At 42.5% G+C, this 10,430-nt stretch carries 11 protein-coding genes; 8 read left to right on the top strand and 3 right to left on the bottom strand.

The window, feature by feature from the left end; all coding sequences use genetic code 11:
- Positions 1-47: 47 nt before the first annotated feature.
- The gene (locus tag LD39_RS07310) at positions 48-1,223 is read right to left on the bottom strand and encodes a M20 family metallopeptidase (RefSeq protein WP_035544624.1); all 1,176 of its coding nucleotides are present in this window, start codon (positions 1,221-1,223) and stop codon (positions 48-50) included.
- A gap of 329 nt (positions 1,224-1,552) precedes the next feature.
- A complete protein-coding gene (locus tag LD39_RS07305; RefSeq protein ID WP_035544622.1) occupies positions 1,553-1,993 on the bottom strand; it encodes a ferritin-like domain-containing protein in 441 nt (146 codons plus the stop codon).
- 246 nt (positions 1,994-2,239) lie between these two features.
- Between LD39_RS07305 and liaF the strand changes: the two genes are divergently transcribed.
- The 5 genes from liaF to LD39_RS07280 all read left to right on the top strand — a co-directional run bounded on the left by liaF (position 2,240) and on the right by LD39_RS07280 (position 5,791).
- Complete coding sequence (liaF, locus tag LD39_RS07300; protein ID WP_035544620.1) at positions 2,240-3,022, top strand: cell wall-active antibiotics response protein LiaF; 783 nt, start codon at positions 2,240-2,242, stop codon at positions 3,020-3,022.
- Between the two features lie 14 nt (positions 3,023-3,036).
- Positions 3,037-4,101: a sensor histidine kinase gene (locus LD39_RS07295; protein ID WP_035544618.1), complete on the top strand. Its 1,065-nt coding sequence runs from the start codon at positions 3,037-3,039 to the stop codon at positions 4,099-4,101.
- Positions 4,098-4,727: a response regulator transcription factor gene (locus tag LD39_RS07290; RefSeq protein WP_035544615.1), complete on the top strand. Its 630-nt coding sequence runs from the start codon at positions 4,098-4,100 to the stop codon at positions 4,725-4,727. Before LD39_RS07295 ends, LD39_RS07290 begins: the two co-directional genes overlap by 4 nt.
- 144 nt (positions 4,728-4,871) lie before the next feature.
- Positions 4,872-5,297, top strand: coding sequence for a disulfide oxidoreductase (locus tag LD39_RS07285; protein ID WP_035544613.1), 426 nt, complete (start codon positions 4,872-4,874; stop codon positions 5,295-5,297).
- Complete coding sequence (locus LD39_RS07280) at positions 5,294-5,791, top strand: co-chaperone YbbN (RefSeq protein WP_035544611.1); 498 nt, start codon at positions 5,294-5,296, stop codon at positions 5,789-5,791. The genes LD39_RS07285 and LD39_RS07280 overlap by 4 nt, the downstream gene beginning before the upstream one ends.
- A gap of 34 nt (positions 5,792-5,825) precedes the next feature.
- On the opposite strand, the gene LD39_RS07275 is transcribed toward LD39_RS07280, so the two are convergent.
- Positions 5,826-6,332: an antibiotic biosynthesis monooxygenase gene (locus LD39_RS07275; protein ID WP_035544610.1), complete on the bottom strand. Its 507-nt coding sequence runs from the start codon at positions 6,330-6,332 to the stop codon at positions 5,826-5,828.
- Between the two features lie 94 nt (positions 6,333-6,426).
- Here LD39_RS07275 and LD39_RS07270 point away from each other — a divergent pair, with 94 nt between their 5' ends.
- The 3 genes from LD39_RS07270 to hemH form a co-directional block, all read left to right on the top strand.
- Entirely contained in the window at positions 6,427-8,613 is a 2,187-nt protein-coding gene (locus LD39_RS07270; protein WP_231572528.1) for a transglycosylase domain-containing protein, read from the top strand.
- A gap of 110 nt (positions 8,614-8,723) precedes the next feature.
- On the top strand, positions 8,724-9,761 hold the full coding sequence (hemE, locus tag LD39_RS07265) for a uroporphyrinogen decarboxylase (RefSeq protein WP_035544607.1): 1,038 nt from the start codon (positions 8,724-8,726) through the stop codon (positions 9,759-9,761).
- 13 nt (positions 9,762-9,774) lie between these two features.
- The coding region (gene hemH / locus LD39_RS07260) for a ferrochelatase (protein ID WP_035544605.1) at positions 9,775-10,430 on the top strand (656 nt) is incomplete at its 3' end.

Below are 10,430 nucleotides of genomic sequence, written 5' to 3'. Positions count from 1 at the left end.
AGGGGAGACGACGATGAATGCCTGCCGTCTCCGCTTGATTTGAGTAATTAATCTGCTTGTTCTTGATAGCTGCGGTAAGCTTGGATTAACGTTTTCGCTGCATGGTTTAAAGCTCGTTCATCAAAGTCGAATTTCGGGTGATGATGAGGGTAATAATGGTCTGGGATTTGACCTCCGGTAAAGTAAAAAGCACCTGGTTTATTAAGTAAATAATAAGCAAAATCTTCCCCAGCCATGACCGGTTCGATTTCTTCCGTCTTTAAGGATGCATCTGCTTCATGCGAACGTTTTAATATCATCTCGGCTTCCGCTTCGTGGTTAACAACTGGTGGATAGCCTTTATAATAATTGAATTCGTATTCGGCATCATACCCTGTGCATGTCCCTTTGACGATTTTTTCCATTTCTTCGATGATAAGTTCTTGAACCTCATTATCAAATGTGCGGACGGTGCCTGTCATTTCAGCTGAATCAGCAATGATGTTGAATGTATGACCGGCTTCAAATGTTCCAACGGAAAGAACGGCGGTTTTCAAAGGGTCTACCCTGCGGCTCACCACCTGTTGAAGGGAGGTGACAAGTTGAGAAGCAATCACAATCGCATCTTTGGTTTGGTGGGGTTGTGCTCCGTGGCCGCCTTTTCCTTGAATTCTAATTTCAAATCGGTCCGCTCCTGCCATGAAGGGACCCTTAGAAGTTTGAATGACACCGGTGGGAGTGTTCACCCAAATATGTGTACCGAAGACTGCATCCACATGATCTAAAAGTCCAGTCTCAAGAATTGGTTTCGCTCCACCTGGGGCATATTCTTCTGCATGCTGATGGAGGAACACAATGGTTCCTGGGATTTGCTCTTTAAATGGAACTAAAGCTTCAGCCAAGCCTAAAAGTGCAGCTGTATGACCGTCATGGCCGCACGCATGCATGGCTCCATCGTTCAGAGATTTGTAGGAAACCTCATTTTCTTCTTGGATAGGGAGAGCATCAAAATCTGCTCTTAAAACTACCGTTTTACCAGGTTTCCCACCTTCCAGAGTAGCAATCACTCCATTTCCGCCTACCTCACTTTGATAAGGAAGACCTAATCTTTCGTATGTATCTATGATGAACTGAGCCGTTTTCTCTTCTTTAAACGATACTTCGGGATATTGGTGTAGGTAGCGTCTTGTCTCGACCATTTGGTTGTATTGGTCATCAATCGCTTGGAAAATCGTTTCCCACATGTATGTTCCTCCTCTTTCAAAATGGTTGAATAAAGTGTAATACATGTCGGTATTATTCTCAAATATATCTGACAATTACCAAAATAAAAGCTGTTTCTTATTCCGTTAAAGCTCCCTATTCCGTAAGACTCAGTTTCGAGACTTTGAGTTACGAGGATGGTGACGGGGAAAACGACTCCTTCCCCTACGCCCCTTATTCCACACACAAATATCTCGAATCTTAGTCTTCCACAATCCTGCACTTATGTTGAATAACTTACAGAAACGGCAGTGCTTAGAATAGAGATAATAAAAACAGCCGCTATCGAAATAGCGACTGTTTGAATAGTTTATTGATCGTATAAACGAGAGTCTTTGAGTAGACGACCGATTTCTTCCATGTGACCTGTTTCGTCAGCAATCATATCGTCAAGTTTTACAGAGAGCTCAGTCAAACCTAAGTCTTCCGCTTGCACTTTTCGCTCTTCATAGCGCACGATCGTTTGACGCTCTGCTTCCATCGCTTCTTCAAGCATCGGCTTCACTTCAGTTAATTGTTTGACTTCTGCAGGAGATGTTGTCGGAGTTCCACCCAGCGTACTGATTTTTTCAGCTAAGTAGAGAGCGTGACCCTGCTCATCCTCGACTTCGCTCTCGAAGAACGGTTTTAATACGGAACGATATAAACCAGTTACAACTGCCGCATTATATGTGTACATGATCGAAGCGGCATATTCGTTCGCCAAATCTTCGTTTAGACCATCGATTAATGCTTTCATTTTTTCATCCATATCCTAACATCCTCCTTATAAAAATTGACACAATATAGATATTCCCCGATGTTTGGTCTTTAAACATCAGACGTATAAAAAGAAGTCGGTCTTGAGACTGAGACTTGAACCGTCTCAAGCTCGTTTCTATATGTTGGCACTCGCTGTATGATGTGAGTAAGGTATAAAAGTGAATTTTGGAATGATAAAAGGGATTTTGCGGCTAGTATAGAATAAATAGTCTTAGGAATGAAGAGGGTGATAAATATGAAAAAAGGAATTGTAAATATTATTTTAGCGATAACTCTCGTATTGGTCGGAGTTATTTTACTTTTGTCTAATTTAGACATTATTTCCCTGGAAATGAGCTTAACTTGGGAGAATATTTATCCTGTTTTATTAGTTGGGTTAGGACTGAAATTATGGTTGGATTCCCTGGTCCAGGAAGGAGGATCCTGGGTTTTGGGGTCATTCTTAACTATTTTGGGTGGACTTCTTCTAATGAATCGTTTCGAAATAATTGGGTTTCACCTAGGTGACGTCCTGATGCTTTGGCCACTGCTATTCATTTACATTGGATTTAGTATTTTTCTTGGTGGTAATAAACACAAAAAAAGGTTCGAATATCATTTTGATTCAAACTCAAAATCCAATACACAAAAGTTTAAGAATAATAGAAACCCAAAACAAAGTCGGATGACAATCGGTAGTCAGGAATTTAAGAAAGACAACTGGAAAGTAGAGCCTATGGAGTTGTGGAATGGCATTGGAGATTATCAATTTGATTTCACAAAAGCTTTTATTCCTGACGGGGATACCCCCATTCAAGTTAAAGGATGGATTGGCGATGTGAAAATGCTGATTCCGAAGAATGTCCCTTTTCGAGTGGAAGCTAAAATAAAAACCGGCGATATTCAGGTAGGAAATCAAAACGCGAGCGGATTCAAAAGAGAACTTGTCTATGAGACAGAGGATTACGGTTCTGCTTCAAGAAAATTATCGCTTTATATTGATTTCAGAATCGGCTCAATTAAAGTTGACCATGTGTAGAAGGGGGAGGGCGCATGCTGAAACAGTTGAATAGCATCCGTTACATGTATATAAGATCACATTTGTACGGGCTTATACTGAATACATTTATATTATTGGCTGTTCTTCTCTCCATTCACGTGTGGTTTGAGCCTGAGTGGTTAAGCCCGGGGGCGATCTTGTTTTTCATACTGTCTTACATCATTATCGGTTTTTTTATGTCCCTCTATGCCGGTTTTAAGTCAAGCGGGGATATGAAGCAACGCTTTGATTATATATCGACAATGATCACCCAGCTGTCTAGAGGAGAATTTTCATCAAAGATCTACTTCAATGAGAACGACGAGGTTGCAGGACTCGGGGATGAACTGAATGAACTTGGAGAAAAGCTCAAGCAGCAGAAAGAGTCTCTCTTGAAGCTGGCTGATGAAAAAGCCGACCTAGCCCGGTCTGCGCATAAAGCGGCAACGATCGAGGAACGTCAGAGACTGGCCAGAGATTTACATGATGCTGTCAGTCAGCAATTGTTTGCCTTAACGATGATGGCTCAAGCAGCAAGAAAAGTATTCGATAAAAACCCCGTCAAGGCCAGAGAACAGTTGGAAGAAATCACTCAAATGGCTCTGCAAGCCCAGACAGAAATGCGGGCACTGCTTCTTCATTTACGGCCGGTCCATTTGTCTGGAGAACCACTGACAGAAGGGATATCTTCATTAATTGAGGAGCTTAAACAAAAATGTCCTTTGCATTTTCAAGTCCAGATGGAAGAGATGGAGGAAATGTCGAGAACTACGGAAGAACAGTTGTTTAGAGTTGTCCAAGAAGCTCTTTCCAATATCCTTCGTCATGCAAATGCAACAGAGGTAAAGATTGGTCTCAATCATTCAAAGGGAGAGATGTTCTTACATATATCTGACAATGGAGCTGGCTTTGACCCTGATGAGAAAAAAGGGAACAAAGCGTCCTACGGATTAAAAACGATGAAAGAACGTTGTGAAGAAATCGGCGGTGAGTTTACCATCCGTTCTAGAGAAGGAGAAGGAACTCATATTGATATTAGGGTTCCGATACTCTTACAAACTGAGGAGGAGTCTACATGATACGTGTAGCAGTCATTGATGATCACGATGTGGTGCGTAAAGGAATTATCGCTTACCTTGATACTGAGGATGACTTAGAGGTGGTAGGGGAAGCTTCTAGTGGATTTAAAGGTGCAGAATTAGTGAAAGAAATAAAACCGGACGTCGTTCTGATGGACTTAATCATGGACCAGGGAACAGGGATTGAAGCAACGGAAGAAATTATGAAAACAGAAGATTGTAAGATCATCATTCTTACCAGCTTTTATGATGATGAGAAAGTCTTCCCGGCACTTGAAGCAGGTGCTTTCAGTTATATGTTGAAAACTTCTTCAGCTGATGAAATTGCTGAAGCCATTCGAAAAGCTTATCAAGGGGAAAACGTTATTGAACCAAAAGTAGCTACCAAAATGATGACACGACTCCGTAAAGAGAAGAAACCTCATGAGGAATTGACAAAGAGGGAATTGGAAGTTCTCCTGTGTATTGGGGAAGGGATGACGAATCAGGAAATCGGTGAACATCTATATATAGGAATAAAAACGGTTAAGACCCATGTAAGTAATGTATTGAGTAAACTGGGAGTCCAAGACCGCACACAAGCAGCTGTGTATGCCCATCGTAATCAGTTGTTAAAAAAATCATAACTCCAAAAAGCCACCTTGCTGTGTGGCTTTTTGTCATTTCTATGACAAATAAAAAGAATCATTCAATTGTCAGGGAAAGTATTTTGTATTCAAAACATTACCTAGTATAATAGCACATGGGAGAGGTAGAAAGGATTATAGCTTATGAAATCAAATCACGAAACCTACTTATTCATAACATGGGCAGCAGCACTTGTGGCAACAGCAGGGAGCTTGTTCTTTTCTGAGGTGCTCAAGTATGAACCATGCGAACTATGCTGGTATCAGAGAATTCTTATGTACCCACTCATATTCATCTATGGGGCTGCATTGGTGAAGAAAAAAGTGGACATCGCTTTTCCTGGTATCCTGCTTAGCGGTATTGGAATGTTTGTGTCAATCTACCATTATTCGATACAAAAGGTGCCTGCTTTATCTGAAGGAGGAACGTGCGGACTTGTCCCGTGCAACGTCCAGTATATCAATTACTTCGGTTTTGTAACGATTCCTTTTTTGGCAGGACTAGCGTTTATTATTATTTTTATTACACATTTCATGTTGATTATGAAAAAAAGGAGCTCTGAAGCATGAAGAAGAAAATGATTATTTTTGGTACGGGGCTTGCTGTTCTGATCGCCGTCCTCATCTTTGTTGTAAATTATCAAAATTCACAAAAGACAGCAGACAACCCTTATGGAAAAGACACGCTAGACCAAGCGACCATTGATCAGTTAGACGATCCAATGTATCAAAATCAGATTACACCGGATAAATTAGAAGAAGAAATCAATTCTGGAGAGCCGACGACGGTTTATTTCTATAGCCCGACTTGTGTTCATTGTCAGCGCACCACTCCTGTGGTTGTACCTATGACACAGGAATTAGGAATAGATATGAAGAAATTAAATTTGCTGGAGTTTGAGTCTCTTTGGCAAGAGTATGGAATAGAAGGAACACCTACAATTGTACACTATGAAAATGGAGAAGAAGTGGCCCGAATTTCAGGTGAACAGAATGTTTCCGCTTTCGATGATTTCTTCCATCAGGAAGTATTGAAAGACAATCCTGAGTCTTCGGAAGAATAAAAAAGTGAGCGGCCGGATGCCGCTCACTTTTCCTTTACTCTTCTGGTTGAACCATACGGTATTTTGTAATATAGGCATCTCCATCAATGAATGAAGGCTTTTTGTGATGCTTAGGGCCAGAATTTTTATGGGCTTGTTCAAATGATTTTGAGTTCTTCCAATCTTCAAAGTCCTGGGCGTTCCTCCATTGTGTCAATACTACGTACGTATTTCCTTTAAGAGGGCGGAGGATACGGATGGCTTGAAATCCTTCCATGTTCTCTACATTTCCAGCTCTTTGCTTGAAGCGGTCCTCAAATACCGGACGACCTTCATCGCTGACAGGGATATTGTTCATGACAACAAAGCCTTTAGGCTGCATATCGCCGACTGAATCTACGACCTCATAATCGCGTCCCTCTTCAAATATGGACGTTTGATCGCCTTCATAATAAGCGACGGTTTTATCCTGGTCTTGCATGAAAAGTAAGTGAGCATCTTGATGTTTTTGGTTTAACTTAGTTAAGTAATTTAATGTACCATTTGTCATCGAAACCTTCATAGGGATGTCTCCTTTCCTGCGTTATTTTTAGTGTAGCAATTGAGACTAGTATGTAGCAAGTTTGAAGGGATCGATCAGAAAGGATGCACAAGAGTTGAACATCAAAGAAATTATGAAACGCCGTCCCTCGTGGACCAAACATTTGAAATGGCCGGGAATCATTATAGGAATCATTTTCCTACTGGCGATTCTTGGCTATGGAACAATCATCTTCGGCGGGCGGTTTGTTGTTGATCAAAAAGAATTGGTTTTGGACGAAATGACGACTGTAGAAACGGAAGATGGGAAAATCATTGAGCGGATCTATACGAAGAACAGGAAGATTGTATCCATCGACCAGATTCCTGAACACGTCCGTAATGCTTTTATTGCTATCGAGGATTCTCGCTTCTATGAACATTCAGGTGTCGATTTCAAATCGATTGCAAGAGCTGTCTACAGAGATATCATTGCCATGGAAAAAGTCGAAGGTGGAAGCACCATTACTCAGCAGCTTGCCAAAAACCTTTTCCTATCGAATGATAAGACGCTGATGAGAAAAACCAAAGAAGTGATGGCAGCCAAATATTTAGAACGTAAATATACAAAAGATGAGATTATGGAATTATATTTAAATCGTATTTATTTCGGGGAAGGTGCCTATGGCATTGAAGCAGCTGCTCAACACTATTTCAATGTTTCCGTTTCTGATCTTACTGTTCCTCAAGCGGCTTTACTCGCTGGTCTTCCTAAAGCCCCAAACAGTTACTCCCCTTTCGATCATCCCGAGGAAGCGAAGCAGCGGAGAAACCTAGTGTTAGCGAGGATGGCTGCAATTGGATCTTTGGAAACCGAAAAAATGCTCAGTTTCCAAGGGGCGACGCTTGGAACGGAAGAGGGCGAGGAATCGAATGAGACGTGGTCAATCAGCTATGTCGACCTAGTGATCGATGAAGCTGCTGAAAACTATCACATTTCAAGAGAAGAATTAAAGCGTGGTGGATACAGAATCGTTGTGGAAATGGATCCAGTAATACAGAAGATCGCAGCGGAACAAATAAAAAACGGTGAGTTTGCCCCGGTATCCCAAGGTGAGGCAGAAGGGGCTATGACATTGATGGATCATAAGACGGGAGCATTGGTAGCTGCTGTCGGTGGACGAGATTTCAAGCATGGCGAAGTTAATCGAGTGATGGCCAAACACCCGCCTGCTTCAGTCATCAAGCCTTTAGCTGTCTATGGACCGGCATTGATGCGAAAAGATTATGACCCTTTCACTCTGCTTTCAGATGAAAAGCAATCCTTTGAAACTTCTTCTGGGAAAGGGTATTCTCCTTCTAATTATAATGATGAATATGAGGGAAAGGTTTCCTTATATGAAGCGCTTGTGGAATCTAAGAATGTGTCAGCTGTCTGGCTGCTCGACCGGATCGGTATCAATTATTCCAAAGAATATTTGAAGAAACTGGGACTGTCTACTGACGATAAAGGACTTGCTATTGCCTTAGGAGGACTGTCAGAAGGGTATTCACCTCTACAATTGACAGAAGCATACAGTAGTTTTGCCCATGAAGGGAAAAGGGTAGAGGGTTATACTATACGTTCTATTGAAAACAGAGACGGCGAGGTCATTCATGAACACAATTTTGAAGAAAAGCAGGTGTTTGATAAACAAACCGCCTGGTACATGACAGAAATGCTGCAAACAACTGTACAAAAAGGAACCGCCAGCGCTGGGGACTACTCTAAAGCGCTGGCTGGTAAGACCGGAACAAATCAACTACCGTCAGCCGATGGTAATTCAGATGTTTGGTTCGCAGGCTACACACCAGAGTATGTTGGTGTTTTATGGATGGGGTATGACCGCAACGGGAATGAGCAGTACTTAGAAGGGGGAAGCTCTTATCCAACTAGAATGATGAAAAGCATTTTGACTAGAATTGATCAGCAGAAAAATTTGACGGCATCATTTTCTAAACCAAAAGACGTCAAGAGTTTACCTGAACCGATCGATTTGCCTGTCATCACTGATTTAGAAGGTAAGCTCAGTTTATCTGGCCTGGCGCTCTTAAGAGGCACACTTCAATGGACGCCATCAAGTGACGAGCGAGTGGTTTATCGTATCTACAGGCAAGAAGAAGGAGAAGATGTAAACGTAGGGGAAGTGACCGGGGAAGGAAGCTACAAGGTCAGTGCGTTCGGCATCTTTGATCAGACAACGTACTACGTCGTGCCTTACGATCCACTGACAGGTGCAGAAGGGACCCCATCCAATTCCGTGACCCTAAGGTGGGACCTGTGAAAAAATGAACAATATCGTGACAAATGATCCAATGTTCTATACAGAACGTTCATAAATCGGTATAGTGGATAACGGATGATTGATGATCGTGAATAAAGGAGTATGTAATCATGAACAAAATTGAGAATGATACGATTTTACGAGCTTTTCGTGGAGAGAAGACTGACCATACACCAGTATGGTTCATGCGTCAGGCAGGAAGATCTCAGCCTGAATATCGCAAATTGAAAGAGAAGTATTCGTTGTTTGAGATCACTCATGAGCCGGAGCTCTGCGCTTATGTCACCCGTTTGCCAGTCGAACAATACGGAGTAGACGCTGCGATTCTTTACAAAGATATCATGTCGCCGCTTCCGGCAATTGGTGTCGATGTGGAAATCAAAAAAGGAATCGGACCGGTGATTCACAACCCGACTCGTACAAAAGCGGATATTGAAAAATTGGGAACCATCGATCCGGAGTCTGATGTTCCTTACGTATTGGACACGATTCGCCTGCTTACGAAAGAACAGTTGAACGTTCCTTTAATTGGCTTCAGCGGGGCGCCTTTCACGCTTGCGAGCTATATGATTGAGGGCGGACCTTCAAAGAATTACAATAAAACGAAAGCCCTTATGTACAGCGAGCCGATGACGTGGTTCTCTTTAATGGAGAAACTGGCTGATATGGTGATCACATATGCCCGTGCGCAAGTTGCGGCTGGAGCAAGCGCAATCCAAATCTTTGATTCTTGGGTTGGTGCCTTGAACGTGGCTGATTATCGTACGTATATCAAGCCTGTGATGGAGCGGATCTTCAGCGAATTGAAACAAGAGGGTGTGCCGTTGATTTTATTCGGTGTAGGTGCGCGTCACCTTGCTATGGAGTGGAATGAACTTCCAGTCGACGTGCTAGGTCTTGACTGGAGAATGTCCATTACAGAAGCACGAGAGCACGGAATTACCAAACCTCTCCAAGGGAATCTCGACCCGTCTACATTGCTGGCCGATTGGAACGTGATTGAAGAGCGTGCCAAGCGTATTATAGACGAAGGAAGACAGCATCCTGCTCATATTTTCAATCTAGGGCATGGGGTCACTCCTGATATTCAACCAGAAACGTTGAAGCGATTGACGCACTTGATTCATGACTACTCAAAAACTAGATAAGAGGTGAACAAGTATGGCAAAAAAACAAATGGGCCTTCTAGTCATGGCCTACGGAACACCTTATAAGGAAGAAGATTTAGAAAGATATTACACTCACATCCGCAGAGGCCGCAAGCCTTCAGATGAAATGCTTCAGGATTTACGAGATCGGTACGACGCTATCGGAGGTATTTCTCCTTTAGCACGTATCACGGATGACCAGGGAGAAGCATTGGCAGCAGAGTTGAATGAACTTCAGGATGAAGTCGAATTCAAACTATACTTAGGGTTGAAGCACATCGAACCATTCGTTGAGGATGCAGTCGAGCAAATGGCGAAGGACGGCATTGAAGAAGCGGTATCGATCGTTCTTGCCCCTCATTACTCTACGTACAGTGTGAAATCCTATAATGGACGTGCGCAGGAAGAAGCGGACAAGCATGGGATCACCATTCGTTCCGTTGAAAGTTGGTATGATGCTGAAGGCTTTATCGACTACTGGAAAGAAAAGATTAATGATGAGTACGCAAAAATGACCGAAGAAGAAAAGCAGAAAGCGTGCTTGATCGTTTCTGCTCACAGTCTTCCAATGAAGATTCTTGAAGGGGGAGACCCTTATCCCGATCAACTGAAGAAAACTGCAGAACTGATTTCAGAAGCGACGGGAATCACTCAATACGAAATTGGCTG

This window comes from Halobacillus sp. BBL2006 (genome assembly GCF_000786645.1).
Taxonomy (GTDB): domain Bacteria; phylum Bacillota; class Bacilli; order Bacillales; family Halobacillaceae; genus Halobacillus.
The sequence above is the reverse complement of the archived record's forward strand: the minus strand, read 5'-3'. Positions and strand labels throughout refer to the sequence as shown.

What these genes read in the sequence shown, in the direction of transcription:
- LD39_RS07310 (WP_035544624.1), bottom strand. Translation starts at nt 1,223, where the DNA reads ATGTGGGAAACGATTTTCCAAGCGATTGATGACCAATACAACCAAATG.
- LD39_RS07305 (WP_035544622.1), bottom strand. Translation starts at nt 1,993, where the DNA reads ATGGATGAAAAAATGAAAGCATTAATCGATGGTCTAAACGAAGATTTG.
- liaF (WP_035544620.1), top strand. Translation starts at nt 2,240, where the DNA reads ATGAAAAAAGGAATTGTAAATATTATTTTAGCGATAACTCTCGTATTG.
- LD39_RS07295 (WP_035544618.1), top strand. Translation starts at nt 3,037, where the DNA reads ATGCTGAAACAGTTGAATAGCATCCGTTACATGTATATAAGATCACAT.
- LD39_RS07290 (WP_035544615.1), top strand. Translation starts at nt 4,098, where the DNA reads ATGATACGTGTAGCAGTCATTGATGATCACGATGTGGTGCGTAAAGGA.
- LD39_RS07285 (WP_035544613.1), top strand. Translation starts at nt 4,872, where the DNA reads ATGAAATCAAATCACGAAACCTACTTATTCATAACATGGGCAGCAGCA.
- LD39_RS07280 (WP_035544611.1), top strand. Translation starts at nt 5,294, where the DNA reads ATGAAGAAGAAAATGATTATTTTTGGTACGGGGCTTGCTGTTCTGATC.
- LD39_RS07275 (WP_035544610.1), bottom strand. Translation starts at nt 6,332, where the DNA reads ATGAAGGTTTCGATGACAAATGGTACATTAAATTACTTAACTAAGTTA.
- hemE (WP_035544607.1), top strand. Translation starts at nt 8,724, where the DNA reads ATGAACAAAATTGAGAATGATACGATTTTACGAGCTTTTCGTGGAGAG.